Annotated in this window: 25 protein-coding genes, 2 tRNA genes and 1 other RNA gene; 12 read left to right on the top strand and 16 right to left on the bottom strand. The window is 67.8% G+C overall.

What is annotated here, in order from left to right:
- Positions 1–23 precede the first annotated feature (23 nt).
- Positions 24–755, top strand: coding sequence for a DUF4191 domain-containing protein (locus ACQ1RG_RS12930; protein WP_040341010.1), 732 nt, complete (start codon positions 24–26; stop codon positions 753–755).
- A gap of 86 nt (positions 756–841) precedes the next feature.
- Here the strand turns inward: ACQ1RG_RS12930 and ACQ1RG_RS12925 are convergent, their stop codons facing one another.
- The gene (locus ACQ1RG_RS12925) at positions 842–1,282 is read right to left on the bottom strand and encodes an RDD family protein (protein WP_009375686.1); all 441 of its coding nucleotides are present in this window, start codon (positions 1,280–1,282) and stop codon (positions 842–844) included.
- Positions 1,283–1,424: 142 nt separating this feature from the next.
- Between ACQ1RG_RS12925 and glnA (ACQ1RG_RS12920) the strand changes: the two genes are divergently transcribed.
- Positions 1,425–2,849: a type I glutamate--ammonia ligase gene (gene glnA, locus ACQ1RG_RS12920; protein WP_009375685.1), complete on the top strand. Its 1,425-nt coding sequence runs from the start codon at positions 1,425–1,427 to the stop codon at positions 2,847–2,849.
- Positions 2,850–2,988: 139 nt separating this feature from the next.
- Positions 2,989–4,467 carry a mycothione reductase gene (locus ACQ1RG_RS12915; protein WP_009375684.1) on the top strand — a complete coding sequence of 493 codons (1,479 nt, stop codon included), beginning with the start codon at positions 2,989–2,991 and terminating at the stop codon, positions 4,465–4,467.
- Positions 4,468–4,471: 4 nt separating this feature from the next.
- Here ACQ1RG_RS12915 and ACQ1RG_RS12910 read toward each other — a convergent pair whose 3' ends face one another.
- Genes ACQ1RG_RS12910 through ACQ1RG_RS12900 form a run of 3 tightly spaced genes read right to left on the bottom strand, consistent with a single transcriptional unit; the run spans position 4,472 to position 9,076 of the window.
- Positions 4,472–7,513, bottom strand: a complete 3,042-nt coding sequence (locus ACQ1RG_RS12910) for a bifunctional [glutamine synthetase] adenylyltransferase/[glutamine synthetase]-adenylyl-L-tyrosine phosphorylase (RefSeq protein WP_009375683.1) — start codon at positions 7,511–7,513, stop codon at positions 4,472–4,474.
- Between the two features lie 3 nt (positions 7,514–7,516).
- Positions 7,517–8,869 carry a type I glutamate--ammonia ligase gene (glnA, locus tag ACQ1RG_RS12905; RefSeq protein WP_009375682.1) on the bottom strand — a complete coding sequence of 451 codons (1,353 nt, stop codon included), beginning with the start codon at positions 8,867–8,869 and terminating at the stop codon, positions 7,517–7,519.
- A 3-nt stretch (positions 8,870–8,872) separates the two neighbouring features.
- The gene (locus tag ACQ1RG_RS12900) at positions 8,873–9,076 is read right to left on the bottom strand and encodes a hypothetical protein (RefSeq protein WP_009375680.1); all 204 of its coding nucleotides are present in this window, start codon (positions 9,074–9,076) and stop codon (positions 8,873–8,875) included.
- Between the two features lie 374 nt (positions 9,077–9,450).
- Between ACQ1RG_RS12900 and ald the strand changes: the two genes are divergently transcribed.
- Positions 9,451–10,569, top strand: coding sequence for an alanine dehydrogenase (gene ald, locus ACQ1RG_RS12895; RefSeq protein ID WP_430600152.1), 1,119 nt, complete (start codon positions 9,451–9,453; stop codon positions 10,567–10,569).
- A 353-nt stretch (positions 10,570–10,922) separates the two neighbouring features.
- On the opposite strand, the gene ACQ1RG_RS12890 is transcribed toward ald, so the two are convergent.
- Entirely contained in the window at positions 10,923–11,648 is a 726-nt protein-coding gene (locus tag ACQ1RG_RS12890; RefSeq protein ID WP_009375676.1) for a FadR/GntR family transcriptional regulator, read from the bottom strand.
- A gap of 132 nt (positions 11,649–11,780) precedes the next feature.
- On the opposite strand from ACQ1RG_RS12890, the gene map reads away from it, so the two are divergent.
- From map to ACQ1RG_RS12870, 4 genes are all read left to right on the top strand, one after another.
- The gene (gene map / locus ACQ1RG_RS12885; RefSeq protein WP_009375674.1) at positions 11,781–12,695 is read left to right on the top strand and encodes a type I methionyl aminopeptidase; all 915 of its coding nucleotides are present in this window, start codon (positions 11,781–11,783) and stop codon (positions 12,693–12,695) included.
- On the top strand, positions 12,688–13,521 hold the full coding sequence (gene ppgK, locus ACQ1RG_RS12880) for a polyphosphate--glucose phosphotransferase (protein ID WP_009375672.1): 834 nt from the start codon (positions 12,688–12,690) through the stop codon (positions 13,519–13,521). Before map ends, ppgK begins: the two co-directional genes overlap by 8 nt.
- Before the next feature lie 193 nt (positions 13,522–13,714).
- On the top strand, positions 13,715–14,170 hold the full coding sequence (locus tag ACQ1RG_RS12875; RefSeq protein WP_231882256.1) for a nucleotidyltransferase domain-containing protein: 456 nt from the start codon (positions 13,715–13,717) through the stop codon (positions 14,168–14,170).
- Positions 14,170–14,571, top strand: a complete 402-nt coding sequence (locus tag ACQ1RG_RS12870; RefSeq protein ID WP_009375668.1) for a HEPN domain-containing protein — start codon at positions 14,170–14,172, stop codon at positions 14,569–14,571. The genes ACQ1RG_RS12875 and ACQ1RG_RS12870 overlap by 1 nt, the downstream gene beginning before the upstream one ends.
- Before the next feature lie 47 nt (positions 14,572–14,618).
- Here the strand turns inward: ACQ1RG_RS12870 and rnpB are convergent.
- Positions 14,619–14,985: RNase P RNA component class A (gene rnpB / locus ACQ1RG_RS12865), an RNA gene on the bottom strand.
- A 116-nt stretch (positions 14,986–15,101) separates the two neighbouring features.
- On the opposite strand from rnpB, the gene ACQ1RG_RS12860 reads away from it, so the two are divergent.
- Positions 15,102–15,878: a YaaA family protein gene (locus ACQ1RG_RS12860; protein WP_009375666.1), complete on the top strand. Its 777-nt coding sequence runs from the start codon at positions 15,102–15,104 to the stop codon at positions 15,876–15,878.
- A 57-nt stretch (positions 15,879–15,935) separates the two neighbouring features.
- Here the strand turns inward: ACQ1RG_RS12860 and ACQ1RG_RS12855 are convergent, their stop codons facing one another.
- Together ACQ1RG_RS12855 and ACQ1RG_RS12850 are read right to left on the bottom strand one after the other, a co-directional pair.
- The gene (locus ACQ1RG_RS12855) at positions 15,936–16,664 is read right to left on the bottom strand and encodes a zinc ribbon domain-containing protein (RefSeq protein WP_009375664.1); all 729 of its coding nucleotides are present in this window, start codon (positions 16,662–16,664) and stop codon (positions 15,936–15,938) included.
- Between the two features lie 13 nt (positions 16,665–16,677).
- The gene (locus ACQ1RG_RS12850) at positions 16,678–17,511 is read right to left on the bottom strand and encodes a Nif3-like dinuclear metal center hexameric protein (RefSeq protein ID WP_040341008.1); all 834 of its coding nucleotides are present in this window, start codon (positions 17,509–17,511) and stop codon (positions 16,678–16,680) included.
- 79 nt (positions 17,512–17,590) lie between these two features.
- Between ACQ1RG_RS12850 and ACQ1RG_RS12845 the strand changes: the two genes are divergently transcribed.
- Positions 17,591–19,132 carry a fatty acyl-CoA synthetase gene (locus ACQ1RG_RS12845; protein WP_051995476.1) on the top strand — a complete coding sequence of 514 codons (1,542 nt, stop codon included), beginning with the start codon at positions 17,591–17,593 and terminating at the stop codon, positions 19,130–19,132.
- A gap of 99 nt (positions 19,133–19,231) precedes the next feature.
- Positions 19,232–20,593, top strand: coding sequence for a uracil-xanthine permease family protein (locus ACQ1RG_RS12840; protein WP_009375658.1), 1,362 nt, complete (start codon positions 19,232–19,234; stop codon positions 20,591–20,593).
- Here ACQ1RG_RS12840 and ACQ1RG_RS12835 read toward each other — a convergent pair.
- The 7 genes from ACQ1RG_RS12835 to ACQ1RG_RS12805 all read right to left on the bottom strand — a co-directional run bounded on the left by ACQ1RG_RS12835 (position 20,577) and on the right by ACQ1RG_RS12805 (position 25,469).
- Positions 20,577–20,906 (bottom strand): nuclear transport factor 2 family protein, encoded by a 330-nt coding sequence (locus ACQ1RG_RS12835; RefSeq protein WP_009375656.1) that lies wholly within the window; start codon positions 20,904–20,906, stop codon positions 20,577–20,579. The genes ACQ1RG_RS12840 and ACQ1RG_RS12835 overlap by 17 nt on opposite strands.
- Positions 20,907–21,049: 143 nt before the next feature.
- A complete protein-coding gene (locus ACQ1RG_RS12830) occupies positions 21,050–22,261 on the bottom strand; it encodes a chloride channel protein (protein ID WP_131247606.1) in 1,212 nt (403 codons plus the stop codon).
- The gene (locus ACQ1RG_RS12825; protein ID WP_197464197.1) at positions 22,258–22,797 is read right to left on the bottom strand and encodes an ion channel; all 540 of its coding nucleotides are present in this window, start codon (positions 22,795–22,797) and stop codon (positions 22,258–22,260) included. The genes ACQ1RG_RS12830 and ACQ1RG_RS12825 overlap by 4 nt, the downstream gene beginning before the upstream one ends.
- A 30-nt stretch (positions 22,798–22,827) precedes the next feature.
- Positions 22,828–23,796 carry a DUF5996 family protein gene (locus ACQ1RG_RS12820; RefSeq protein WP_040341006.1) on the bottom strand — a complete coding sequence of 323 codons (969 nt, stop codon included), beginning with the start codon at positions 23,794–23,796 and terminating at the stop codon, positions 22,828–22,830.
- An 81-nt stretch (positions 23,797–23,877) separates the two neighbouring features.
- Entirely contained in the window at positions 23,878–24,507 is a 630-nt protein-coding gene (locus ACQ1RG_RS12815; protein ID WP_040341004.1) for a hypothetical protein, read from the bottom strand.
- A 285-nt stretch (positions 24,508–24,792) separates the two neighbouring features.
- Positions 24,793–24,869: transfer RNA gene (locus tag ACQ1RG_RS12810), tRNA-Val, on the bottom strand.
- A gap of 111 nt (positions 24,870–24,980) precedes the next feature.
- Positions 24,981–25,469 (bottom strand): TetR family transcriptional regulator, encoded by a 489-nt coding sequence (locus tag ACQ1RG_RS12805; protein ID WP_009375646.1) that lies wholly within the window; start codon positions 25,467–25,469, stop codon positions 24,981–24,983.
- Between the two features lie 82 nt (positions 25,470–25,551).
- Between ACQ1RG_RS12805 and ACQ1RG_RS12800 the strand changes: the two genes are divergently transcribed.
- A tRNA-Pro gene (locus ACQ1RG_RS12800) sits at positions 25,552–25,628 on the top strand.
- A 119-nt stretch (positions 25,629–25,747) separates the two neighbouring features.
- Here ACQ1RG_RS12800 and ACQ1RG_RS12795 read toward each other — a convergent pair.
- Positions 25,748–26,878 carry an IS1249 family transposase gene (locus ACQ1RG_RS12795; protein ID WP_144589524.1) on the bottom strand — a complete coding sequence of 377 codons (1,131 nt, stop codon included), beginning with the start codon at positions 26,876–26,878 and terminating at the stop codon, positions 25,748–25,750.
- Positions 26,879–26,901 lie beyond the last annotated feature (23 nt).

Raw genomic sequence — 26,901 nt, 5'->3', positions numbered from 1 at the left:
GCCCGTCAAGAGCAAGTGAGAGAATGAGCGAAGAACGCCGCAAGGGACTTTTCCGCCGCAAGCCCAAGGATCCGAACCGGAAGCCGGGCCGCTTGGCGCAGATGCGCCAGGTCTACGAGCTCGCAGCCAAGCACAACAAGGCCACTCCGTGGCTGCTCGCCGCTGCGATCGTCGGCTGCACCCTCGTCGGCCTTCTGGCCGGACTCGTCTTCGGCGGTGCCGTCTTCACGACGATCCTCGGTCTCATGGTCGGCCTCCTCCTCGGGATGTTCATGCTCGGTCGTTTCGCCGAGACCGCGGCGTTCGCACAGATGGAGGGCCAGCCCGGTGCCTTCGGCGCGGTCCTCAACACCGCCCGCCGCGGCTACCTCATGGACGACAAGCCGATCGCGATCGACCCGAAGAGCCGCGACCTCGTCTTCCGCTCGACCGGGCGCTCCGGGGTCGTGCTCCTCAGCGAGGGCCCGAAGGCCCGCAGTGCGAAGCTGCTGGCCAAGGAGAAGAAGCGCCATGAGCGCATCCTCCCCAATGTTCCCGTCCACACCCTCCAGGGCGGCAACGAGGAGGGACAGCTGCAGATGAAGCAGGTCGTCTCGGCCGTGCACAAGCTGCCGCGCAAGCTCAACCGCGCCGAGGTCCTCGCGGTGCGCAACCGGCTCTCCGCGCTCGGCACGCAGGGCACGCGCCCGCCGATCCCCAAGGGCATCGACCCGAACAAGGCCCGCCCCAACCACAAGGCGATGCGCGGACGCTGACCGTCCCCGCAGATTCGTCGGCCCCGGCTCCGCAGATGCGGAGTCGGGGCCGATGTGCGTCCGGCCTCGCGTCAGCGAGTAGGAAGTCAGCGGCGGAGGATGACCGTGCGTGCGGCGAGGTCGTGGAGGCCGCGGCTGTCGCGGTCGAAGATGAGCGCCGGGATGACGAGGACGACGAGCGCCGTCCTGATGATCGCGGGCAGGAACCCCGGGACACGGCCGTCGAGGCGACGGACCTCGATCCCGAAGAGACGGTGCCCGACGGAGTATCCGAGGGTGGAGACGAGGAGGATGTTCTCGACGGCGAAGATCGCCGGGGCGAGGAACGGATTCGTCGAACCGATGGCGCCGGCGATGGCCAGGCACATGAACCAGTCGACCATGAGTGCGAGCAGGCGGCGCCAGGCGGGGGCGACTGAGTGCCGACCGGTCTCCGGCAGGCCGAGCCTGCGTCCGGGCCAGTCGCCCTCTTCTCGGTGGATCTGAGGGCCCTGCAGCCAGGACCCGAGGTCGTCGCGATTGATCACCCTGCCAGCCTACCGAAGGCGACGTGGGAGAATCCTCAGGAAACATCCGCGAAACATGACCGTCATCACGGCTTCACCTCCGGCCAACTAGGATGGATCGTGGTCAGGGACCACCGACCACTCGTCTAACTAGGAGACCTAAGTGTTCTCGTCTGCTGAAGAACTCGTCAACTACATTGCGGAGAACGACGTGCGATTCGTCGATGTCCGCTTCTGCGACCTCCCCGGTGTCGTCCAGCACTTCAATCTGCCCGCCGCATCCTACGGCGTGGACGAGATCACCGAAGGCCTCCTCTTCGACGGGTCCTCGATCACGGGATTCCAGGGCATCCACGAGTCGGACATGAAGCTCCTCGCCGACGTCGCCTCGGCGTTCGTCGACCCCTACCGCGAGGCGAAGACGCTCGTGGTCACCCACTCGATCGTCGACCCCTTCACCGACGAGCCCTATTCGCGCGACCCCCGCCAGGTGGCGGCGAAGGCGGAGAAGTACCTCCAGTCGACCGGGATCGCCGACACCGTCTACTACGGTGCCGAGGCCGAGTTCTACATGTTCGACTCGATCCGCTATCAGAACACCCCCGGCCACAGCTTCTACGAGATCGACTCCGTCGAAGCGGCCTGGAACACCGGCGCCGAGGAGCCGGGCGGCAACCTCGGCTACAAGACTCCGTACAAGGGCGGCTACTTCCCCGTCTCCCCGCAGGACAAGTTCGCCGACATCCGCGACCAGATGTCGATGACGCTCGAGACCATCGGCTTCGAGATGGAGCGCGCCCACCATGAGGTCGGAACCGCCGGGCAGCAGGAGATCAACTACAAGTTCAACACCCTCCAGCACGCAGCCGACCAGCTCCTCGACTTCAAGTACGTCGTCAAGAACACCGCCGACGAGTACGGCAAGACGGTGACGTTCATGCCCAAGCCGCTCTTCGGGGACAACGGCTCCGGCATGCACTGCCACCAGTCGCTGTGGAAGGACGGCGAGCCCCTGTTCTACGACGAGAACGGCTATGCGGGTCTCTCCGACCTCGCACGCTGGTACATCGGCGGCCTCATCGAGCACGCCGGCGCCGTCCTCGCCTTCACGAACCCGACGATCAACTCCTACCGCCGCCTCGTCCCCGGCTATGAAGCCCCGGTCAACCTCGTCTACTCGGCGCGCAACCGCTCGGCGGCCATCCGAATCCCGGTGACCGGCTCCTCGCCGAAGGCCAAGCGCCTCGAGTTCCGCGTGCCCGACCCGTCGTCGAACCCCTACCTCGCGTTCTCCGCCCAGCTCATGGCCGGACTCGACGGCATCCGCAACCGCATCGAACCGCCGGAGCCGATCGACAAGGACCTCTACGAGCTGCCCCCGGAAGAGGCCAAGGACATCAAGCTCGTGCCGGCCTCCCTCGACGAGGCGCTCGACGAGCTCGAGCGCGATCACGACTTCCTCACCGCCGGTGACGTGTTCACGCCCGACCTCATCGAGACCTGGATCCGGATCAAGCGCGAGAACGAGATCGACGTCGCGCGCCTGCGTCCGACCCCGACCGAGTTCGAGCTCTACTTCTCGATCTGACCCGACCCGCGGCGGGAGAATCGCCGGAGGGAATACAATGGGGGCGTCACCGGTTCATCCGGTGGCGCCCCTGCCGCGTTGCCCTCGGCACGGATCGGCAGGGACCCATCATCGACACCACCACCTGCGAGGACGGAACATGGCGCATTACGATCTGCTGGTCATCGGCACGGGTTCGGGGAACATGTTCCTCGACAAGCGGTTCGCGGGGCTGAAGACCGCGATCGCCGAGGAATGGCATTTCGGAGGCACCTGCCTCAACGTCGGCTGCATCCCCACGAAGATGTTCGTCTATCCGGCCACCGTCGCCGAGGAGGCCGCGCACGCGAAGCGCTACGATGTCGATGCCTCGTTCTCCGGCGTCGACTGGTCGGACCTGCAGGAGCGCATCTTCTCCCGCGTCGACGCGATCGAAGCCGGCGGGCGCGAGTACCGGATGAGCGATCGCCAGCCGAACAACACCGTCATCCCCGAACATGTCCGCTTCGTCGACGAGAAGACCGTGGTCACCGACTCCGGTGAGGAGATCACTGCCGACCGCATCGTCATCGCCGCCGGGGCCGCCCCGACGATCCCCGACACCCCCGGGCTCGATCCCGCTCGGGTTGACACCCCGGGATACCCGATCGTCACCTCGAACTCGATCATGCGTCTGCCGGAGCAGCCGAAGCGGCTGGCGATCGTCGGCTCGGGCGTCGTCGCGATGGAGTTCGCCCATATCCTCTCGAGCTTCGGCACCGAGGTGACCGTCGTCGCCCGCGGACCCCGCCTGCTCCAGGACTTCGACGCCACCGCCTCGGCGGAGTTCACAGAGATCTTCACGGCCGACCACAACGTCATCCTCGGTGCCCAGCCGGCTGCCTACCGCCTCGGCGAGGGCGAGGGAGCTCCGGTGACGATCGACCTCGAGCCCAGCGGGCGGATGGACGACGTCGACATCCCCGCGTCGGTCGACGCCGACATCGTCCTCATCGCCATCGGCCGCCACCCGAACACCGAGGGCCTCGACGCGGCCGCGGTCGGCTACGACACGACGGCCGACGGCAGGCTCGTCGTCGATGACTTCCAGCGGGTCTACGCGGGAGGGAGGCCGGTTCCCGGCGTCTTCGCCCTCGGTGACATCAGCTCCGAGCACCAGCTCAAGCACGTCGCCAACCACGAGGCGCGCGTCGTCGGCGACAACCTCGCCGTCGACGTCGCCGCCGGCGCGCCCGGTGCCGCGCCGGAGACCGCTCTGACGCGCTCGAGCCACAAGGCCGTACCCGCGGCGGTGTTCACCTCGCCCCAGGTGGCCGCGGTCGGGATGACCGAGGACGAAGCCCGCGCCGCCGGCCACGACGTCACCGTCAAGGTCCAGAACTACTCCGACGTCGCCTACGGGTGGGCGATGGCCGACGACCCGGGGATCGTCAAGATCATCGCCGACCGGGACACCCGGCTCATCCTCGGTGCGCAGATCGTCGGCCACGAGGCGTCGATGATCATCCAACCCGTGATCCAGGCGATGGCCTTCGACCAGCCGGCCGACGAGGTGGCCCGCGGGCAGTACTGGATCCATCCTGCCCTGCCCGAGGTCATCGAGAACGCTCTCCTCGGGCTCGACTTCTCCCCGCGGTGAGGCCTCAGAACTCGTAGAACCGGTTCTCCATGACGGAGCGGGCGTGGCGGGTCGCACGCAGGTAGTCGTCCTCGAGCTCCCGTCCGCCCCCGGCCGGATACCCGAGGAGACGGGCCGTGGCTTCGAGCTCGGAGTGCTCGTCGGGCAACGACTCGGCGGTGCGCCCGCGGAAGAGCATGACCGCTGAACGGACGTTCGTGGCCAGCTGCCAGGCGACGGCGAGCTCCGCGGCGTCCTCTGCGGGGATGAGGTCCGCGGCCGCCGCGGCTTCGAGGGCCGGCAGCGTCGACGTCGTCCGCAGGCCCGGAACCGAGTGGGCGAAGCGCAGCTGGAGGAGCTGGACGGTCCATTCGACGTCGGAGAGGCTCCCCCGGCCGAGCTTGAGGTGTCGGCGCTTGTCCGCGCCCTTGGGCAGCCGCTCGTCCTCCATCCGCGCTTTGAGGGTGCGCACCTGGGTGAGCGCCTTCCCGGTCATCTGCTCGGGGTAGCGCAGAGGGTCGATGAGGGCCGTGAACTCCTCTGTCAGCGCTGAGTCGCCGGCGACGGGCCTGGCCCGCAGGAGTGCCTGGGCCTCCCACGGCTCCGACCATTTCGCGTAGTAGGACTGGTAGGAGGCGAATGTGCGCACGAGCGGACCGTTCTTGCCCTCGGGGCGCAGATCTGCGTCGAGGTCGATGCCCTTGGCCCCCTCGCTCGCCTTGAGGCGCGAAGTGAGCTGGAGGGCGACCTTGTTGACGTGTTTGCTCAGCTTCGCCCGCGCCTCGGCGTCGAGGTCCTCGTCGCGGGCACGGTAGACGAACATCGCATCCCCGTCGGAGAAGTACCCGATCTCCCGGCCGCCCCACCGCCCCATGGCGATGACCGCGAACTCGTAGTCCGGCGTCGACTCTTCGTCGAGGTCGAGACGCACGGCCGCCAGCGCACCGGAGACCGTGAGGTCCATGAGGTCGGAGAGATCGCCGGGCACCTCGGCCCGGTCGCCGACGTCGAGGACGTCGCGCAGGGCGATGCGCAGCAGCTCCCGGGAGTACGTCTCCCGAATCCGCGACACCGCTGACCCGCCGTGCCGGGAGAGCAGTCCCTCGATCTCGGCGCCGAGGACCTCGAGGTCGCGGGCGTGGAGACTCTGGTAGTCGTCGAGCCACGCGACGGCGGCCGGCTGGCGCAGCAGGAGTTCCGTCGCGTACCCGGAGAGCGTGAGGACCTCGGCGACGGACTTCGCGGCGAGCCCGGAGTCGCGCAGCATCTTGAGGAACCAGCCCGAGGAGGAGAGAGAGTCGGTGAGCCGACGGAACGACAGCAGGGCGGCATCGGGATCGACGCCGTCGGAGAACCAGTCGAGCAGCGCCGGCAGGACCTGCCGGATGACGTGGGCGGTGCGCGACATGCCCGCCGTGAGCGACTTGATGTGGCCGAGCGCACCCTGCGGGTCGCGGTAGCCGAAGGCGCGGAGCCGGTCGGCGGCCGCCTGGAGGCTCGTGCCCCGGTGATGGGCGTCGACGACGGCACCGTGGACGCCGACGGCGGCGTCGAGGACGGGACGGTAGAAGATCTGCTCGTGCAGCCGCGTGACCTGCTTGGCGAAGTCCCGGCGCGTCTCCTCGAGCCGCTCCCCCGAGCGGGTGCCGGAGGTGAAGACGGAGCGTGCGAGAGTCCGCAGCTTCGCCTCGTCGTCGGGGATGAGGGCGTTGCGCAGCATCCGCGGGATCTGCACACGGTGTTCGACGACACGCATGAAACGGTAGGCCGCGGAGAACGCTGCGGCATCGTCTTGGCCGATGTAGCCGTGCTCTCCGAGGGCGGACAGGGCGAGCAGCGTGTTCGGGGACCGGATCTCGTCGTCGCTCTGCCCGTGGACGAGCTGGAGGAGCTGCGCGGAGAACTCGACGTCGCGCAGTCCCCCGCGTCCGAGTTTGATCTGCCGCGGCGCTTCGGCGGCGGGGATGAGGTCGACGACTCGACGGCGCATCGCCCGGATCCCGTCGATGAAGCCCTCCCGGCCGGCAGCCTCCCAGACGAGAGGGCCGAGCGTGTCGGTGAACGCGGTGCCGACCTCGGAGTCGCCGGCGACGGGCCGCGCTTTGAGGAGAGCCTGGAACTCCCAGTTCTTCGCGACATCGGCGTAGTAGTGCTCGAACTCCGACATCGTGCGCACGAGCGCTCCGGCCTTGCCCTCGGGACGCAGGGCGGTGTCGACCTCCCACAGCGCCGGTTCGGCACCGGGGTCGGAGAGGATCGAGCGCATCCGCTGCGCCACCTCGGTGGCCAGGCGCCGCTGAGCGTCGGTCGACTCGGAGGCGAGGACGAAGACGACGTCGACGTCGGAGACGTAGTTGAGCTCCCTTGCCCCGGTCTTCCCGAGCGCGATCACGGCCATCCGGACGTCCGCGTCCGGGTCGAGCTCGGCCCGGGCGATGGACAGGCCCGCCTCCATCGCGGCCGAGGCGAGGTCGGAGAGGACTGCGGTGACGAGGTCGACGATGTCCTCGGGTTGGTCGGCGAAGAGGTCGTCGGCCATGAGGGCGAGAAGCACGTCCCGGTAGGCCCGGCGCAGGCGAGCGATCCCCTCGTTGCCGGTGTGAGCGGCGACCGGGGCCGGATCATCCGGGTCGGCGCCGACGCTTTCCAGCAGCGTCTCGCGCAGGGCGCTCGCCGAGGCCTGCGGGGTCGAGATCATGAGATACGGGGCACGGTTGAGCAGGATGCCCAGCGAGTCGGGGTGGCGGACGAGATGATCGACCATCGCCTCGGAGGTGCCGAGCACCCGAAGCAGTCGCGCGAGCAGCGGGCGGTCGAGATCCGCCTCGGCGACGGGGTCCGGCCCGCCCGCTCCTACCGCCTCGACGAGGGCGCGTCCATCGTCCTCGCACTGTTCGAGGACGCGGAGGAGGCCGAGAGCGGCCTGGTGCGGGTCCGGGGTCGCCTCGAGCAGGTCGACGAACCGCGAATCCGTGGCCAGCGGCGCTCCGACGATCCCGTCGATGTCGCCGAGGAAGCGGGTGGCCGACGTGGAGCCGGCAGGGGTCCGTGAGGTGATCCGAGCCATGGTCTACATCGACGAGAAGTGCTTGCTGAGCTCGTACGGCGTCACCTGAGCCCGGTATTCGGTCCATTCCTGGCGCTTGTTGCGGAGGAAGAAGTCGAAGACCTCCTCACCGAGCGTCTCGGCGACGAGGTCGGAGCCCTCCATGATCTCGACTGCCTCGGCGAGGCTGGCAGGCAGGGCGCGGATGCCCATCGCCCGACGTTCGGTGTCCGAGAGCAGCCAGACGTTGTCCTCGGCCTCCTCGGGCAGTTCGTAGTCCTCTTCGATGCCCTTGAGCCCGGCGGCGAGCATGAGGGCGTAGGAGAGGTACGGGTTCGCCGAGGAGTCCAGCCCCCGGTACTCGACGCGAGCCGAGGACGACTTGCCCGAGTTGTACTGGGGCACACGCACAAGCGCGGAGCGGTTGCGGTGGCCCCAGCAGATGTACGAGGGAGCCTCGTGGCCGGTCCACAGCCGCTTGTAGGAGTTGACGTACTGGTTCGTCACCGCGGTGATCTCCGCCGCGTGATGGAGGAGGCCCGCGATGAACTGGCGCCCGGTCTTCGACAGCTGGTAGGTCGCCCCCGGTTCGAAGAACGCGTTGTTCTCCCCCTCGAAGAGGGAGACGTGGGTGTGCATCCCGTTGCCGGGATGGTCGGAGAGCGGCTTGGGCATGAAGGAGGCGTAGACGCCCTGGGCGATCGCGACCTCCTTGATCACCGACCGGAACGTCATGATGTTGTCGGCCATCGTCAGCGCGTCGGCGTAGCGGAGGTCGATCTCGTTCTGGCCTGGTCCCGCCTCGTGGTGGGAGAACTCGACGGACAGACCCATCGCCTCGAGCATCGTCACCGCCGAGCGGCGGAAGTCGTTCGCGGTGCCGCCGTTGACGTGGTCGAAGTAGCCTGCGGTGTCGACGGGCACGGGCGCACCGAGGGTCCCGTTGCCGGAATCGAGGTTGCCGGAGCGGAAGAGGTAGAACTCGATCTCCGGGTGGACATAGAAGGTGAAGCCCTTCTTTGCCGCCGCTTCGAGGGTGCGCTTGAGGACGTTGCGCGGGTCGGCCTTGGCCGGTTCGCCCCCGGGGACGTGGATGTCGCAGAACATCCGGCCCGTCGGCTCGGTCTCTCCGCGCCACGGCAGCAGGGAGAACGTCGAGGGGTCGGGTTTGAGGACCATGTCGGCCTCGTAGACCCGGGAGAGTCCTTCGACCGCCGAGCCGTCGAACCCGATGCCCTCGGAGAACGCGCCCTCGAGTTCGGCGGGCACGATCGCCACCGACTTCAGTCCGCCGAGGACGTCGGTGAACCAGAGGCGGATGAACCGGACCTCACGGTCCTCGACGGTGCGGAGGACGAACTCTTCCTGTCGCGACATCGATCAGCCGTTCCACTTCTCGTCGTCTTCGTTCCACTCCTCGTTGCGCTTCTTCGCCTGTTCGAGGGCGTCGCGTGCCTCCGCCTCGGTGGTGTAGGGGCCCATCCGGTGGGTCCAGTCACTGACGAGACCCTGTTCGACCTCACCCGTCGCGGTGTTGAAGTACCACTTGGAGTTCGCCTCGTCGATATCCTTGAACAGTCCCATGGCCGGCCTTCCGTCGTTGCTGTGGTGCCCTGACGATGTCAGCTTACCGGTTCGCAGCCCTCCTGACAGGGGTGTTCGCCGAGGTGTCGGCGCCGTGTCGGCGACTGTGGGCATTGAGCTGGACGCGGTCATCTGACCGCCCGTGTCACTGCAGGCGGAGTCTCCCGCCGAGGCATCCCGACGCTGCCGTCGATCGAACCATTCCGTAATCTTTCGCATCGTGGACAACCGATTCCGCAAGACTCGGCACGAAATGGGCATGTAAAGGTTTGCCTCCCAGACCTTCAGAAGCTTAGAGTGAGATGTACCCTCGGCCGTTGCCTCGCGCGGCCGGACCTGCCCCGCTGCCGGGGCGCCATGAGAGAAGGAATCCAATGCGCATTTCAGTGCCCACAGAGGTCAAGAACAACGAGTTCCGGGTCGCCATCACCGCTGCCGGCGTCCATGAGCTCGTCTCCCGCGGTCACGAGGTCACCGTTCAGGCCGGTGCCGGCGAAGGCTCATTCATCAGCGACGACGAATACACCGCAGCCGGTGCGACCATCGCTCCCGACGCCGCGAGCACCTGGGCCGCCGGGGACATGGTCCTCAAGGTCAAGGAGCCCATCGCGCAGGAGTACGGCTTCCTCCGCAAGGACCTCATCCTCTTCACCTACCTCCACCTCGCCGCCGATGAGGCGCTGACGAAGGCGCTCATGGAGGCCGGCACCACCGCCATCGCCTACGAGACCGTCCAGCCCGACGGCGGCGGCCTGCCCCTGCTCGCTCCGATGTCGGAGATCGCCGGTCGGCTCTCGACGCAGGTCGGTGCGCACAGCCTGCTCAAGGCCGAAGGCGGCCGCGGTGTGCTCCTCTCCGGCGTGCCCGGCACCGACAAGGCCAACGTCGTCGTCATCGGCGCCGGCGTCGCCGGCACGAACGCCGCACGCATGGCGCTCGGCCTCGGCGCCAACGTCGAGGTCATCGACATCAACGTCCCCCGCCTGCGCCAGATCGACGAGACCTTCAATGGTGCGATCGCAACGAAGGTGTCGAACAGGTACGAGATCACGAAGTCGCTCTCGACGGCCGACCTCGTCATCGGCTCCGTCCTCATCCCGGGCAAGAAGGCTCCCAAGCTCGTCACCGACGACATGGTCGCCGGCATGAAGCCCGGTTCCGTGCTCGTCGACATCGCGATCGACCAAGGCGGCTGCTTCGAGGGCTCGCACCCGACGACCCACGACGACCCGACCTACGTCGTCCACCAGTCGATCTTCTACTGCGTGGCGAACATGCCCGGCGCCGTGCCGAACACCGCGACCGCGGCGCTGACGAACGCGACCCTGCCGTTCGCCGTCAAGCTCGCCGACCAGGGCTGGCACAAGGCGCTGTCGAACGACACCGGTCTCGCCCGCGGCCTCAACACCCACAACGGCCACGTGACGAACGACAACGTCGCCGAGGCGTTCGGCCTCCAGGCCGTCTCCGTCGAGCACGCGCTCGCGAACTGAGGCGGCGGCTCCGGCCCATGCCTGAGCTCCAGCCCGGGCGGCTCTGAGTCGCTCGGCCGGCCGCTGGGCGCACAACGCACCGTCAGCGTCTTCTCCACCCCGTAGACCGGGATGAACAGACGCCGGCGGTGCGTTGTGCATTCCCCCGCCGAGGTTGTGGCAGTGCAGGTGCGCAGCGTCGGTTCGGGTGCGCTTCCGCGCTTGGGGTAGGACGTGCCGTTTGAAGTAGGGGGTGAGAGGGAGAACGTCCCCGTGGGGACGTCTACAGGGCCGCCGCCGTGCACAACCGCGGGCGCAATCGCAGACGGTCTCGTGCGCGACCGCGAACGATCAGTGTCGACGCTCGCGGCCGCCTACCGGGTCTCCCGCATCGTCGTCTGCCGGAAATGCTCCTCGCACAAGCGACCCGCCGCCTCGGCGTCTCCGGCGGCAATCGCCTCGACGATCGCGGCGTGGTCGATGACGGCCCGATCGAAGAGCTCGTGGGAGAACGGGTCGTGGCGGAAACCGGCGTTGATGCGGGTGTCGATGTCGATGGCGATGCGCACGAGCTCGGGGTTGTGTCCGGCCCGGGCGATCGCGAAGTGGAACCGGGCGTCGGCCGTGCGGGCGGCCGACGCCTCGGCGCGTTCGGAGTAGGCATCCGCGAGATCGCGCAGCTCGTCGAGCTCGTCGTCGGTGCGGCGCAGCGCCGCGGTCGCGGCTAGGCTGTTCTGGAACACGGCGCGGGCGTCGAGGAGGTTGCGCCGCTCGGCGTGGAACTCCTCGATCCTCTCGGCCATCGGGGCGAGGGTCGCTGGTGCGGCGCTCGCGACGAAAGTGCCGCCGCCACGGCCGCGACGGCGTTCGACGACGCCGAGCCGCTCGAGGCGCTCAAGGGCGGCCCGAACACTCGATCGCGACACCTGGAGGTCGGCGGCCAGCGCGCGCTCCCCCGGCAGCAGCGTGCCCTCGGGCAGGGCGCCGACCGCGATGCCGGAGAGGATGTGGTCGGCGATCTGCTGCGGGGCGCTCGTGAGGCTGACGACCTCGCTCAGCCCGGAGAACTCCTTGCCGGGCAGGTCAGGCCGCTCGCTCATCGCACCTCCACTTTCGCTCTCCCGGTTCTGTGTCTTCTCCGAGTCTAAGCTTTCCCACCGCCGAGGCGGGACGTCGGTGGGGTGCTCGTCAGTGGATTCTCGATGCGCCGGGGCTCTAGAATCGTGACCATCATGACAGCCCATCCTCGCCTCATCACGCCCGGAACGCTCTCCCCCGAACGTCAGGTCCCCGCTTCGATCACCCGACCCGAGTACGTCGGGCGCGCCGACGCCGACGAAGGCCGCGGCGGCGACCAGTACACGCCCGAGGAGATCGAGCGCGTCCGCGTCGCCGGCGGCATCGCGGCCAACGCCCTGGCCGCCGTCGGAGAGATCATCGCCCCCGGGGTGACGACCGATGAGATCGACCGGGTCGCCCACGCGTTCATGGCCGACCACGGCGCCTACCCGTCGACGCTCGGCTACCGTGGCTTCCCGAAGTCCGTGTGCACCTCGGTCAACGAGGTCATCTGCCACGGCATCCCCGACTCGACCGTGCTCGAGAACGGCGACATCGTCAACGTCGACATCACCGCCTACATCGGCGGCATGCACGGGGACACGAACTACACATTCGCCGTCGGAGACATCGACGACGAGTCGCGCCTCCTCATCGAACGGACGTGGGAGGCGACGATGCGCGGCATCAAGGCGGTGCGCCCAGGCCGGGAGATCAACGTCATCGGCCGGGTCATCGAGAAATACGCCAAGCGCTTCGGCTACGGGGTCGTCCGCGACTACAGCGGCCACGGCGTCGGCCGTGAGTTCCACTCCGGCCTCATCGTCCCCCACTACGATGCCGCACCCTCCCACGCCGAGGTGATGGAGCCGGGGATGATCTTCACGATCGAACCGATGCTCAACCTCGGCACCGAGGCCTGGGACGTCTGGGACGATTCGTGGACGGTCGTGACGAAGGACCGGAAGCGCTCCGCCCAGTTCGAGCACACCATCGTCGTCACCGACTCCGGCGCCGACATCCTCACCCTTCCCGACCCCGCCTCGGCGATCGCCGGCGGCCCGACGCCCAAGGACGCAGATGACTGAGGACACCCCCGCCCGCTTCGCAATCGGCATCGACATCGGGGGCACCGGGATCAAGGCCGCCCTCGTCGACACGGAGACCGGCCAGCTCGCGTTCAAGCGCGTGCGCGTGCTCACTCCGAAGCCGAGCACCCCGGATGCCGTGGCCGATGCCATCGCCGAGGTGGTCGACCTCCTCGTCGAGCGTGCCCTCGAACTCGAGGTCGTCGCCGACCGCGGCGTCCTCGACGCGCTGCCGCTCGGGTGCGGGTTCCCCGGCGTCGTCCTCGACGACGAGGTCCACTACGCGGCGAACCTCGACAGGAGCTGGATCGGCTCGAACATCCAGGCGATCCTGCGCAAGCGCATGGGCAGGCAGTTCTTCATCATGAACGACGCCGACGCCGCGGGTCTGGCCGAGATGGTCTTCGGTGCCGGGCGGAAGTACCGGAAGAAGACGGTGCTGCTCACGACGTTGGGCACCGGTATCGGCACGGCGCTGTTCACGCAGGGTCGCCTCGTCCCCTACACCGAGCTCGGCCACATCGAGATGAATGGCCGTGACGCGGAGACGCAGGCAGCGGAGTCGGTCAAGGTCCGTGAGGAGCTCGAGTTCGACGAGTGGGCGAAGCGGCTGCAGCAGTACTACTCGCAGGTCGAGCTGCTCGTCGCCCCGGATCTCATCATCGTCGGCGGCGGCATCTCGAAGCGCCACGACGAGTTCCTTCCGCTCATCACGACTCGGGCTGTGATGTGCCCGGCGAAGATGTTCAACAACGCGGGCATCGTCGGTGCCGCAATACTGGCCGTCAACGACGGCAAGCCTCGGGTGAAGAAGGGCCTCGGCTGAGCACTGCAGTCCCGTCTGACTGTTCAGCCAGTCACGTGATCGGTATGCTGGTCACATGAATGTCGACGAGCCCTTCGGAGGACTGATCACCGGCGCACGCGGCGCAGTGCTCGCTCTCCTCCTACGGACCGGCGCCCACCCGACGGGTCGCAGGGTCCACTCGCTTCTCGACGGTGACCACAGCCTCTGGTCTGTGCAGCAGGCGCTCAAAGCGTTAGTCGAGCTGGGAATCGTCGAGCAGACGACGGTGGGGCCGTCGATCATCTACTCGATCAACGAAGACCATGCAACAGTGCCCTCGCTCCGCAGGCTCGTCGATCCTGTCGGCATGCTGACCGAGGTCATCGAAGCGCAAATCGACACGACTGCTGTCGACGCGGTCATTCTCTTCGGATCGACAGCCACCGGAGCAGCGAGCGCCGACAGTGACATCGATCTTGCCGTCATCGGCTCGAGTGACTGGGACGAATCCGGCCGTCTGGCTCAGCACGTGCACGCCGGCATGGGCAACCCATGTGACGTTCTCGTCTTCACGCCGGAGGAATTTGACGCGGCAGTCAGACGAGGCGAACCCGTCGTCAGGGATATCCTTCGTGACGGCATTCCGCTCGTCGGTGCCCTCCCCCATCGCGAGCCGCGGGTCGGCTGATGGCGCGGTCGGAACAGCAGAATTCCGCTCGGCTGTTCCTGCGAAAGGCGCAGGAGTACCTGGACTCGGCGGAGGACAACCTCGTTCTGGAACGCCTCACCGTAGCCGGCGGTGACGCCGTCCATGCTGGAATCTGCGCCAAAGACGCTTTCGTCACTGCGCTTTCAGGAACGACAGGAAAGGCGAAGGACCATTCTCGCGCAGCCCGAGAACTGCGCGACGTGCTTGGGAGTCGGGCCGTTGCCGCCGACGCCGAACGGTGCCTGCGACAACTCGTTTCCGCAAAGAGCGAGATCGAGTACGGGACCGGCCTCATGTCTGAGGCAAAAGCAGAGACGCTGGTGCGACGGGCGCGCACCCTTGTCGCGACGGCGAAGGACATTGTGGTGCTGCGGCGCTGACCACAGGCAACAGGGCATCGGCTCAGCGCTGCGGCCCGGATGTGAGTGAGGACAGGCCACCGATACGCCGGGTTCTGTCATCGAGTCGGTCACCCTCCTCGACTGACGGCCATCTATCTGGGACCGATGTCACCACCGGCCTCAAGCGATCCACCCGACGGCTCGGCGAGCAGCCTCGAACGCCGTCTGTCTGATCTTGCTCCGGATGGGGTTTACCCAGCAGCACCGGTCACCCGGCACTCTGGTGGTCTCTTACACCACCGTTTCACCCTTACCTGCCGACGCGGTCGACAGGCGGTCTGCTCTCTGTTGCACTTGCCCGCGGGTTGCCCCGGGTGGGTGTTACCCACCATCCTGCTCTGCGGAGCCCGGACGTTCCTCAGCCCATAGGGCCGCGGCCGTCTGGTGACCTGTCCTCACAGGTCAGTCTACCCGCGCGCGCCCGCCCCGGCACCGAGTCGCCGCCGCCCGTGACCAATCCGACATGGACGGCTTCGCTGCGTGTCCGGGCCGCCGAATACGATGGAGGCGTGAAGATCCTCCTCCCGCCGTCCGAAGGCAAGACCCCGCCGGCCACCGGCGATCCGCTCGACCTTACGGCGCTGTCGTCCCCGGATCTCAACCCCAAGCGCAAGCAGGTCCTCGGGGCCCTGAAGAAGGTCTCGAAGCGTCGGGATGCACTCACCGCTCTCGGAGTCGGGGCCTCGCTGACCGAGGATGTCGCCCGCAACGTCACAATCGACTTCCAGCCGTGCGCTCCCGCACTGCTCACCTACACCGGTGTCCTCTACGAGGCGATGGGGGCCGCCGACCTCGTCGCCGCCGCCGAGGCCGATGCGTCGATGGCCGAGCGCCTGCGCGACGTCCATGTCTTCTCCGCCGTCTTCGGCCAGGTCAATGGCCTCGACCCGATTCCCGCGTACCGGCTGGCGATGAAAACCGACCTCGGGCAGCTCGGTCGCCTCTCGACGTGGTGGAAGCCGATCCTCGCGAAGTCGTTCTCCGTCGGGTCCGAGGAAGTCGTCCTCGACTGCCGCTCGAGCGACTACCGCGCCGCGTGGCCGGGACCGAACAGCCAGGTCGTCACGCTCGGAGCGGTCAAGGACACCGGTGCCAAGCGCAGCGTCGTCTCCCACTGGGCGAAGTTCTACCGGGGCGAATTCGTCGGCCGACTGCTCCGCGACGAACGCGAACTTCCGGCGGACATCAACGCCCTCGTCGAGCGGGCAGGCGAGCACTACGAGGTCGAGTTCGCGGCCGCCACCAGGTCACGGCCGGCGGGGCTCACGATCGTCCTCCGCGACTGAGCCAGCCCTACAGCGTCGACTGAGCCCACACCTCGGCGTTCGCAGCGCAGCGCCCGCTCACCCCCTGCGCAGGAGGACGGCCTCGCACTCCTCGCAGGCGTGGACCTCGTTGACGTCCTCGGCAAGCCACTCGTGCCAGGTCATCCCGCTGATCTCCTGACCGCACGCCTGACAGTGCGGGCCGGCGATGATCGCGGCCCCCGGACCACCCTGAGCGACATTGGCTTCGAAGCGCCGGACGAGGTCGGGCGGCAGATCCGATTTCAGCTGCGCCTCCTGGCTGCCGAGCTCGTCGAGCTCTTCAGCCAGCGCCGCCTTGCGCTCCTTGATCCCGGTCTGCGTGGCTTTGCCCTCGGCGGTCACCGCGGTGATGTCGGCCTCGACGCGGGCGAGTTCGCCCTGCACGGCCTCGAGACGCTCCATCGTCGCCAGCTCGGTCTCCTCGAATTCGGCGACACGGCCCTCATGGGCGGCGATCTCCTCCTGCAGGTGGACGAGGTCGCGGCTGGTCAGGCCGGTGCCGTCGTTGAGTTCGTCCGTCTTCTTCGTGATCTGCGCCGTCTGCTTGTCGATGGCCGCGGTGAGTTCGGCCGTCTCGGCCTCGAGGCCGGCGATGACCTTCGCAACACCGTCCCGCTCCGCTCCGAGCGCCTTGTGCCGGTCGATGAGCTCCTGGAGCTTCGGGGCGTCGACGGGATAGTCATGTTCGTGTCGCAGAGCCCGCGACCGTGCGGTGAGATCGATGAGTGAGTCGAGTGCGGTGCGCTGAGCGGCGGTGAGGATCATGGTCACGTCCCTTTCAGTAGCGTTCGACCCAGGGATCGGTGTTGACTGCAGACGATTGGAGGGCGACCGAGAGTCCGCGCTGCTCGAACTCCGCTTCGAGCTCTGCTCGTGCCGCCGCCAGCCACACGGCCTCCGAGGCCCAGTGGGAGACGTCGATGAGCTGCGGCCGCGCCTCGGCGCGATTGGCGGTGTCGAGGGCCTCCGTCGCCGGATGGTGACGGAGATCAGCGGTGATGTAGACGTCGGCACCGCTGGACCGGACGGCATCGAAGAGGGAATCGCCCGCTCCGCCGCATACGGCGACACGAGTGACTGCGGCGGCCGGGTCGCCCGCGATGCGCACCCCCGTCGTCGTCCGCGGCAGACGCTCGGCCAGTGTGCGGGCGATGTCGCGCACGGTCGTCGCCTCCCCGAGGTCGCCGACCCGTCCGATGCCGCGCTGCGGTGCGGCGGGGTCGGGGACGAGGGGTGCGGAATCGCTCACTCCGGTCAGTTCGATGAGGACATCGGAGACGCCTCCGACCGCGGCATCGGCGTTCGTGTGGGCGTTGAATTGGGCGATCCCGTTGGTGATGAGCGTGTGCACGGCCCCGCCTTTGAGGGTGCCGGCGCTCACCGAATTCACCGGTCGGAGCATGAGCGGATGATGGGTGAAGAGGAGATCGGCGCCGAGGACGACCGCCTCGGCGATGACGGCATCCGTCGGGTCGAGGGCGAGGAGGATTGAACGCACCTCGGCGTCGGGATCCCCGACGGCCAGACCCACGGTGTCCCAGTCCTCGGCCAGGTCAGGCGGCCACAGGGAGTCGAAGACGTCCACGCACTCACTCACCGTCGGATACCTCATACGCCCACCCTAGTCGATGCTCCCCCGCTCCTCGGCGACGAATCTTCTCACCGAGGTCGTCGGCCGCTAGATTGGCACCATGAGCACTCACGCGTCACCGACGACGCTCCCAGTGAAGCCCGTGTGCTCGACCGTCGCCGACATCATCGCCCGCAGCGCCGGCCGTTTCGCCACACAGACCGCCGTCGAGTTCTCCGACCGCGCGTGGTCGTATGCCGACCTCGACGCCGCGGTCACCGCGGTCGCCCGCGAGTTCCTCGCCCTCGGTGCGGCGAAGGGCGACCGGATCGCCGCGTACGGGAAGAACTCCGATCTCTACCTCATCCTCTTCCTCGCGTGCGCACGGGCCGGACTCATCCACGTGCCCGTGAACTTCCAGCTCACCGGTGACGAACTCGACTACATCCTCGCCAACTCCGGGGCCGAGATCGTCTTCGCCGACGACGACCTCATCGAGGCGGTGAACGCGACGCCCTCGGGTGCGGCAGGGCAGGTGCGGACCCTGTCCTCGCTTCTCGGCCCCGCCTCGGCGAGCGACATCGACCCTGCCGCCTCGGGCGAATTCGACGTCACCGACGCCGACATCGCGCAACTCCTCTACACCTCGGGGACGACCTCAGCGCCGAAGGGCGCGGTGATGACCCACCGCGCCCTCGTCCACGAGTACCTCTCGTGCCTGACCAGCCTCGACTTCGCGGGCAACGACCGGGCCGTCCACGCCCTGCCGCTCTACCATTCGGCGCAGATGCACGTCTTCCTCCTCCCTCTGCTCGCCGTCGGCGCGCACAACATCATCGTCCCCGCGCCCGTGCCCGGTGACCTGCTCGCCCTCTTCGAGGAGCGGCAGATCAACTCGTTCTTCGCCGCCCCCACCGTGTGGGTGGCGCTGGCCAACAGGCCGGAGCTGGAGACCCGCAACCTCGAGAGCCTGCGCAAGGCGTACTACGGGGCATCGATCATGCCGGGTCCGGTTCTGACGAAGCTGCGTGAGCGCCTTCCGGAGCTCGGCTTCTACAACTGCTTCGGCCAATCCGAACTCGGTCCGCTGTGCACGGTGCTGCGACCTGAGGAGCACGATGACCACCCGGGATCGGCCGGTCGCGCCGTGCTCTTCGTCGAGACGCGGGTCGTCGACGCCGCCGGTGACGACGTCGCCCCCGGTGAGCTCGGGGAGATCCTCTACCGTTCCCCGCAGCTGTGCTCGGGCTACTGGGACAAGCCGGAGGCGACCGCCGAGGCGTTCGACGGAGAATGGTTCCACTCCGGGGACCTCGTGCGGATGGACGCGGACGGCTTCGTCGAGGTCGTCGACCGGGTCAAGGACGTCATCAACACCGGCGGGGTGCTCGTGGCCAGCCGACAGGTCGAGGACGCGATCTTCGAGATGCCCGGAGTCGCCGAGGTGGCCGTCGTCGGCATCGCCGACGAGAAGTGGATCGAAGCGATCTCGGCGTTCGTCGTCGTCCGCGACGATGCCGGTGAGATCGCCGAGGCGGACGTCATCGCCCATGTCCGGGACCGGTTGGCCGGGTTCAAGGTGCCCAAACGGGTCGCGTTCGTCTCCGAGCTGCCGAAGAACTCCGCTGGGAAGATCCTCAAGCGCTCCCTCCGCGAGGCGTGACCGGACACCGCTTCGGCGGTGGGCGCGGTACGGTGCCCGGCCTCGCATACACTGCACTAGGGCCAGAGTGCTGGCCGCACGGAGATGGGAAGGCTGCGGATGAGAGCTGAGGACAGCATCAAGGGGTGGCCGTGGCGACTCCACGGCGACGGGAAGTCGATCAGGCCCGGGGAGATCGTCCTCCCCGAGGAGCGGATGACCTGGCCGAGGACGATCGGAATCGGCGCTCAGCACGTCGTCGCGATGTTCGGTGCGACGTTCCTCGTCCCCCTGCTCACCGGGTTCCCGCCGTCGACGACGCTGTTCTTCACCGCGATCGGCGCCCTGCTCTTCCTGCTCATCACCAAGGGGATGATGCCGTCCTACCTCGGCTCGTCCTTCGGTCTCCTCGCCCCCATCGGAGCAGTCACCGGCTTCGCCGCGACCTCGGGTGAGAAGCTCGACCCCTCGGCGATGGCGCTCGCCCAGGGTGGGATCATCTCCGTCGGGGTCACCCTCGCCCTCGTCGGCATCGTCGTCCACTTCGCCGGGGTGCGGTGGATCGAAGTGACGATGCCGCCGGTCGTCACCGGCTCCATCGTCGCCCTCATCGGGCTCAACCTCGCCCCCGCCGCATGGGGTTGGGTGCAGCAGGCACCTCTGACCGCGGTGATCACGATCGCCGCCATCATCGTCTCCTCCGTCCTCTTCAGAGGTATGCTCGGGAGACTCTCGATCCTCATCGGCGTCTTCATCGGGTACGGAGCCGCACTCGTCCAGGGCGAGGTCGACTTCTCGACCGTCGAGACCGCCGCATGGGTCGGGCTGCCCACCTTCCATGCCCCGGCCTTCGACCTCGGCTACCTCGGGCTCTTCCTGCCCGTCGTCCTCGTCCTCGTCGCGGAGAACATCGGGCATGTGAAGTCGGTGGCGGCGATGACCGGCCGCGACCTCGACGGACTCACCGGGCGCGCGCTCTTCGCCGACGGCCTGGCGACGACGATCGCCGGAGCCGGCGGCGGGTCGGGGACGACGACGTACGCGGAGAACATCGGCGTCATGGCAGCGACGAAGATCTACTCGACGGCCGCCTATCTGTGTGCAGCGATCATCGCCCTCATCCTCAGCCTGCTGCCGAAGTTCGGCGAGATCATCGCGACGATCCCTCCGGGCGTCCTCGGCGGAGCGGCGACGGTCCTCTACGGGATGATCGGCCTCCTCGGCGTGCGCATCTGGGCGGAGAACCGCGTCGACTTCTCCAACCCCATCAACCTCAACACCGCTGCCGTCTCGCTCATCGTCGCGATCGCGAACTACACGTGGTCCCCGGCGGGACTCGAGTTCGCGGGCATCGCTCTGGGCACCGCCTCGGCGATCGTCATCTATCAGGTGATGCGGGCGATCGCGAAGTGGCGGGGCACGGCACCGATCCCCGACTCCGCCCCCGAGGCGGGCCAGCCGGAGGTCACCGACCGGCGTTGAAGACCGTCTGGATCTCCGCGATCTTCCCGCCCTCGAACCGCAGCCAGGTGGCGGCCGGCGTCGACGGGGCGACAGTGGTCTTGAGCACCGACCAGGTGAGGGCATTGTCGTCGTCGGCGAGTTGAACGGCGACATCGTCAGACGTCGTCATCGCGCCCATCTCGGTCAGGCCCTTGACGACGTCCTCGGCTCCCGAGGCTCGGGCGAGCGGGCCGGAGAACGTGACGTCTGGGGTGACGAGGGAGGCGAGAGTGTCGGCGTCGCCGTTCGAGAGCGCGGTGTGGAACTGTGCGGCGAGATCTGAGGTGGCCATGGGCGTTGTCCTCCTGCGTGGGTGGTGCACGGCGGTGCGGGGATCCCACGCACCTGGTGTGATCATGGCAACATATCCTGCCGATGACAACAGGCAGACGCGATTCGGTGGGATCTGCCAGGGCAGTCGGATGGTCTGCGCCTTCAGGCCGCTTCGGCCTCGACCGGGCGCTTTCGGCCAAGGAGGTTGACGAAGAATCCGACGCCGGCGCCGATGATGAGCGGCAGTGCCACGGGGATGTCGATGAGCAGGATGAGGATGAGGAGGACGGCGAGTGGGCGCTTCCATCCGACGGCGACGGTCGCGGCCATGCCGGTGGCCATGGCGGCACCGATCTCGAGTCCGGGGACGCCGACGGCGACGGCCCCGCCGATCGCGGAGCCGATGAAGACCAGCGGGAAGAACTCGCCGCCCCTCCACCCGCTGGCCAGGCACACGGCGACGGCGAGGATCTTCGCCACAGCGACGACGAGGAGCGTCGCCCACGCTCCGGTCTCGGTGAGGACCAGGAGATCGTGGAGCTCGTGGTGCCCGGAGAACCGGACAAGGGGCACGACCGCCGCCAGCAGGCCGAAGACGATGGTGCCGAGGCCGATGATCAGCCACGGTCGACGCAGCCGGCCGACGAGGCGCTCGAGCCCGTGGTGGAGTCCGCGGAAGGCCAGACCGGCCGCCGCCGCGACGACGGCGACTCCGAGCAGCCACGGATCCGAGTAGCCCGCGTCGATCGGCGGCAGGGTGATCTGGGCGCCGCCTCCCCCGGTGACGAGTTTCGTCACCCCGAGGAAGACGAAGAAACCGGCGAGGGCAGCGGCGAACTGCAGGGCCTTGCCCGGACCGAGTTCGTCCCCGTCGATGGCCGCAGCTCCCGGCGGTGACCCGTAGAACCCGCCGAGGGCACCGGCACTTCCGGCCTGCCCGATCATCTTCCGCATCTCGACGTCCTCCCCGATGAGGTGCGCGACGATCGTCGAGAGCTGGGCGACGACGGCGATGATGCCGGCTTCGGGGCCGATCGCTCCCCCGAAGGCGACGGCGACGATCGCTGAGAGCGCGGTCGTCGCCACCGCCCGCCGAGGCAGGGCATCCGGGTCACGTGACTGCTCGAGCAGGGTCTGGAGGTCTTCGGTCGGGGCGGCACGGTCGAGGACGATGAGGAGGATCCCGCCGAGGAGGATGGTGAGCACGATCTGCAGCGGGGATTCCCCGAGAAGTGCCCCCGACGCACCCCAGACGATCTCCTGCAACCAGGTCATGCCGGCGAAGACGAGCGCGGCGACGAGACCGGCGATGCCCCCGTAGACGAGGGCGAGAAGGGCGAGCCGCCCGGTCACCCCGGCGAATCGGGTCCTCACGGTGCGTCTTCGGGGTCAGCGCCGCCTCGGCGTCGGCGGGACATGAGTCGGGAGAGCTCAGCGGCGATGAGGCCGAGGAAGACGAGGTCGAAGACGAAGACCGCGGAGACGAGAACCCGCGCGAGTTGCCCGACGGCGGTGATGTCGCCGTACCCGGTCGTCGTCATCGTCGTCAGCGTGAAGTAGAGCGCGTCGATGCGGGTGGTGATCCCGTCGAACTCACCGGGACGGTTGATGGCGATGACGAAGAAGACCGCCGAGAAGATCGCGGCGACGAGGACGAAGAGGAGGATGAGCAGAGGAAGGTTCGTGTCGTGCCGGCGCAGCCACAGCAGGGCGAAGCCGAGCACTGAGAGCGCTGCGGCCGTGGCGATGATTCGCCCGACGGCGCCCATCTCGGAGCTGGCCAGGGGCACGGTGAAGTAGAGCGCAAGGACAGCGACCGGGCCGAGCATTGCTGCGAGCACGCGCATACGGGCCGATCTCAGTCGGAGTCGGCGGGGAGGGGGATGATCGTCGGAGGGGGTGCCGTTCACACGTTGATTGTACGCACGCTGCGGGGTCCGCTAGGCGGGATTCGCACCGTGGTCGTGGGCTGAGAGATCGGCAGGGGGCAGATATCTGATGAGCCGGTCCTGGTCGACCTCGAGGTCCTTGCGGTCCCAGTGGGCGAGGTCGGCGGCGCGTGCGTAGACCTCGTCGAGGAAGGTGAGCAGCGTCGCCTCGGGGTCAGCGGCGGTGCGGACATCGGCGTAGGGCAGGAGGTACTCCCCCAGCGTCGAATCGTATCCGCCGGCGGTGAGGGTGCCGTCGTAGTAGCCTTCGGGTGCCGGATAGGCGTAGGCATAGAACGATCCCTCGTCGCTGCCGCCGGCCCAGAATCCCACGGCGACGTTCTCCCGGTCTTCGGCTTCGGCCATCACCCAGGGTGGGCAGTTCGGGGGTGCGGCGTGGCTCGGCGGTGCCGTCCGTCCCGAGTACCGGGTCGCCGAGAGGTCCATCGAGCCCCAGAAGAGCTGGACGGGACTGGCTTTTCCGGCGAACCCGGCCCGCCAGTAGGCGAAGACCTTCTCGATCCGCTGCAGCTGCCGCCACCACAGGCGCGCGGACTCAGGGTCGTAGGTGCGGGGGCGGGTGTCCTCGGCGAAGGGAGTCGCGTGCGGCAGTTCGTTCGGCCAGGCCCACACCGTGCAGGGCACGCCGAGCTTGAGCAGTGCGGCCATGACCGCATGGTAGAAGTCGGCGACCGACTGCGAGGTCAGAGGGACTGTCTCGGTATCGCCGGTGCTCGCCCGGAGGACGAAGACACTGTCGATGAAGTCGAATTCGGCGTCGAAGGTGCGCTCGCTCTGGTGCATGAGGATCTGGGTGCGCAGTCCGCGGGCGCTGACGTCGAAGGTGACGTTCCACCAGTGGTTGATGAGCGTGGTGGAGACGAGTTCGATCTTCCCGACGATCTGCAGCCACTGGTGGAGGCACTCGCGTGTCTCCGTCCAGTCGTCGACGCGCAATGCGGGCCATGCTGATGATGCCATCGCTCACCTGATCTCTTCGTGTGCCATGCCATCGTCGGCACGGGGAGGTGCGATCAACTTAGAAGGTGCGTGACGGAGGCGTCAACCCTGCGGGCGCGACGCGACCTGAGGTGCCATGGTGAGTCCCAGGTGGCCGGGTTCGACGGATCGTGCCCGGTCCGCGACGGCGACGCTGATGAGCTCTCGGCAGGCGAGGACGTCGACGCCGGCGCGGATGTCGGCGAGCACGCGGTCGCGGGTCGTCGGAGGCGTGCCCGCCACGGCTCGTTCGAGGCGCTCCAGCGGTGTTGGGTGACCGGTGCGACGTGCCCGGGCAGAGGCGAACCAGGTAATGAGGCCGATGGCGAGTCCGCTGATGACGCCGAGGATGCCGATCCATCCGTGGATGGGTGACCCGGTCGCAGCCGCTGCAGCGATCGCGATGAGAGCGAGGACTGCCGGGACGAGGTAGAGCACCGCGACGATGGATGACCCCTCGCCGAAGTCAGGCCGGGAGGCGCTGCGCACCAGATCGACGAGCGCGAGTGCTGCCGCCGCGGCGAAGCAGAGGCCACCCCATCTGAGGTCGACGACGTCGCCGTCGCCGCGCAGCAGGGGCCCGGCGATGAGGGCGAGACCGAAGATGTGGAGGACGATACCGCCGACGAAGGCGGCGATGATCCAGATGCCGTTGAGGACGGTCAGGAGGGTCGGACGACCGGGAGGAGCCATCGCATGAAGTGTGGTCGGAGGCGCCACCTGCGCCAAGGCGAGGGGGACGCGTTTCGTTCCGGCCCAGGCCAGGCCTTCGAGCCTCCACCAATCGCGCGGCTCCCAGGTCGGTGCGGCTTCGGCCAGAGCGACGACCGCGGCCCGACGATCAGACGGATTCGCGGCTCGCTGTCTGGACATGGTGCTCATTCAATCACGGCTGGGTTCACCGGCATGGCGCGGGGAGCTGACGACTGTCGAAAGCTCTGGGAGGAGTGGGCGACCAGGTCGAGCGTGTGGTCTGCGTGGTGGGCCCAGAGGGACTCGAACCCCCGACCCTCTCGGTGTAAGCGAGATGCTCTAGCCAACTGAGCTATAGGCCCCGAACGTGCGAGTTCAGTATGCCATACGCGGCAGAGGCCTCCGAATCCTCCGTGGGCAGCCGCACAAGCCGGGACGTCGCGCCCTCACCGACAGAGTCCCCGACCCCGCGGTCAGGCCGGGGTGCGCAGAAGACCTGCCGCCACCTCGGCGAAGCGCTCCCCTGCCGTCTCATCGGCCACCTCGAAGAGGGCCCGGTTCTGCTCGATCGCGACCGCACCGAGGGCGTGAGCCATCACCCCCGCCGAGGCGGTCGCCCCCAACCGGTCCGGGCTCAGTGCCGCCGGGGTGACGTCCTCGGGGGCGAGTGAATATCCGAGCATGACGATCTCGGCGCCGTCGCGGAACCGCAGGAGCACATCGCGCAGCGCGAGAGTGGCGACGAGTGGATCGGCGCTCGCAGGGCACCGGGCGTCGACCTCGGCGCAGATCTGCTTGGCAATGAGGACGAGCAGGTCCTGCTTGTTCTTCACATGCCAGTAGAGCGCGGACGGCTGGACATCGAGCTCACGGGCGAGCCGCCGCATCGACAGATCGCCCAATCCGTAGCGCGAGAGCACGTCGAGTGCGGTCGTCGTGATGCTCTCAGCACTGAGCGGCAATGAGACGTTCCTTTCATTTTTCGTTCCGGGGCGCACTCGATTTCTCAGAATGCGTTCCCCTCGCTATAGTAGTTGCTGGTCACGGGATATGGCGCAGGTTGGTAGCGCGCCTCGTTCGGGACGAGGAGGTCGTGGGTTCAAATCCCGCTATCCCGACCAGTGAGATCTCGGGTCATCGCAGTGCGACGGCCCGAGATTTTTTCATCTCTGCCCCGCTCTCACCAGCATCGTCGAGCTTCGAGGGTTATAGGACAGAAAGTGTGTCTTTTCCGGGCGCGTCACCCGCGTCGTCCTCCCCACCCCTTCTGGATGCCGATGCCGTCTTCCCACGAGAACCCTGTCCCGTACTCCACCGGTCCGATCGGCTCCTCACGAGGAGCACGCACACGCTTCGGCGGTGCCCAATGCTCCGGCCCGACCAAGGACCACCCCGTCCCGGCCTGATGAGACCTCTCGAAGAGGAACCAGTCCACCCCACGCCGGGCATGCCCCTCACTCAACCCGCGGTGTGCCCGCAGCAGTCCTTTGATGCCCGCATTGATCCCGCCTTCTAACGCGTTCGTCGTCCGCGCGAGCTCGATACCCTCGTCAGCGGCATCCAACCAGGTGAACAAGTGTCCTTTCGCGATGATCCGTGAGAGGAAGAAATACGCTCGACGGGTCCGCAGATGCGTGTACCACCACGACTGTCCACGACGGACATGCGCCGGCCTCGCACCAGCGTCTTTGGCCCTGGTGCGGTGTTTGAGGAACCTTGACCACTTCGCCTCCCACGACGCGAACGCCGCCAACCACGCTGCTGCTTGATCGCGGGAGTCAACCCGCGGCAGCGCCTGGTACAGGCGCAACAGTTCCTGGTTGGCCGGCAAGCTCGGATTCCGGGTCAGGTGCCGGTGTCCGGCCTGCCGGATATGGAAGAAACACCGTTGGATGCGGGTATCTGGCCACAGCGTCTCGATCACAGTGGTCAAAGGACCGTTGCCATCGACGACGGCGTATCTCGGGGCAGGGATACGGGCGATCAACGCCGTCCAGGACGCGGTCTTCTCCCGATCACACCACTGCCAGTGAATGACCTTCTCCCCGGTGTAGGCGATGAGGACGCACCACCCGTTGAAATAGGTGCCATCGAGCATGATCTGGTCATGGATCTCCCCAGTCGCTGACACGGTCGGGGCGATTCGCCAGCACCATTGAGTGCGGCGGCGGAAGGTTCGGGTCGACCCGAAGTGATCGACAGCCGTCTGTGGTGCGGGACCGAGTAGCCAGTCGAGGAAGACCCGCAGCTCGGTTCTTCGTGTCGATACGGCCCGTGTACCGGTGCTGCTGGCCCCGCAGTTCGGGCACCGGTACCTCGGTGTACCAGCACTGGTCGTGCCGTTCTTCTTCAGCCTTGTTTGACAGATCACGCATGTACGTCGATTGCAAGCAC

This window comes from Brevibacterium sp. K72, from assembly GCF_050562175.1.
Classification (GTDB): domain Bacteria; phylum Actinomycetota; class Actinomycetes; order Actinomycetales; family Brevibacteriaceae; genus Brevibacterium; species Brevibacterium casei.
Note: the sequence above shows the minus strand (reverse complement) of the source record. Positions and strands in the feature narration are given on the sequence as shown.

Bases quoted from the DNA above. Each gene is read 5' to 3' on its own strand.
- ACQ1RG_RS12930 (WP_040341010.1), top strand. From the start codon at position 24: ATGAGCGAAGAACGCCGCAAGGGACTTTTCCGCCGCAAGCCCAAGGAT.
- ACQ1RG_RS12915 (WP_009375684.1), top strand. From the start codon at position 2,989: ATGGCGCATTACGATCTGCTGGTCATCGGCACGGGTTCGGGGAACATG.
- ACQ1RG_RS12910 (WP_009375683.1), bottom strand. From the start codon at position 7,513: ATGGCTCGGATCACCTCACGGACCCCTGCCGGCTCCACGTCGGCCACC.
- glnA (WP_009375682.1), bottom strand. From the start codon at position 8,869: ATGTCGCGACAGGAAGAGTTCGTCCTCCGCACCGTCGAGGACCGTGAG.
- ACQ1RG_RS12900 (WP_009375680.1), bottom strand. From the start codon at position 9,076: ATGGGACTGTTCAAGGATATCGACGAGGCGAACTCCAAGTGGTACTTC.
- ald (WP_430600152.1), top strand. From the start codon at position 9,451: ATGCGCATTTCAGTGCCCACAGAGGTCAAGAACAACGAGTTCCGGGTC.
- ACQ1RG_RS12890 (WP_009375676.1), bottom strand. From the start codon at position 11,648: ATGAGCGAGCGGCCTGACCTGCCCGGCAAGGAGTTCTCCGGGCTGAGC.
- map (WP_009375674.1), top strand. From the start codon at position 11,781: ATGACAGCCCATCCTCGCCTCATCACGCCCGGAACGCTCTCCCCCGAA.
- ppgK (WP_009375672.1), top strand. From the start codon at position 12,688: ATGACTGAGGACACCCCCGCCCGCTTCGCAATCGGCATCGACATCGGG.
- ACQ1RG_RS12870 (WP_009375668.1), top strand. From the start codon at position 14,170: ATGGCGCGGTCGGAACAGCAGAATTCCGCTCGGCTGTTCCTGCGAAAG.
- ACQ1RG_RS12855 (WP_009375664.1), bottom strand. From the start codon at position 16,664: ATGATCCTCACCGCCGCTCAGCGCACCGCACTCGACTCACTCATCGAT.
- ACQ1RG_RS12850 (WP_040341008.1), bottom strand. From the start codon at position 17,511: ATGAGGTATCCGACGGTGAGTGAGTGCGTGGACGTCTTCGACTCCCTG.
- ACQ1RG_RS12845 (WP_051995476.1), top strand. From the start codon at position 17,591: ATGAGCACTCACGCGTCACCGACGACGCTCCCAGTGAAGCCCGTGTGC.
- ACQ1RG_RS12840 (WP_009375658.1), top strand. From the start codon at position 19,232: ATGAGAGCTGAGGACAGCATCAAGGGGTGGCCGTGGCGACTCCACGGC.
- ACQ1RG_RS12835 (WP_009375656.1), bottom strand. From the start codon at position 20,906: ATGGCCACCTCAGATCTCGCCGCACAGTTCCACACCGCGCTCTCGAAC.
- ACQ1RG_RS12820 (WP_040341006.1), bottom strand. From the start codon at position 23,796: ATGGCATCATCAGCATGGCCCGCATTGCGCGTCGACGACTGGACGGAG.
- ACQ1RG_RS12815 (WP_040341004.1), bottom strand. From the start codon at position 24,507: ATGGCTCCTCCCGGTCGTCCGACCCTCCTGACCGTCCTCAACGGCATC.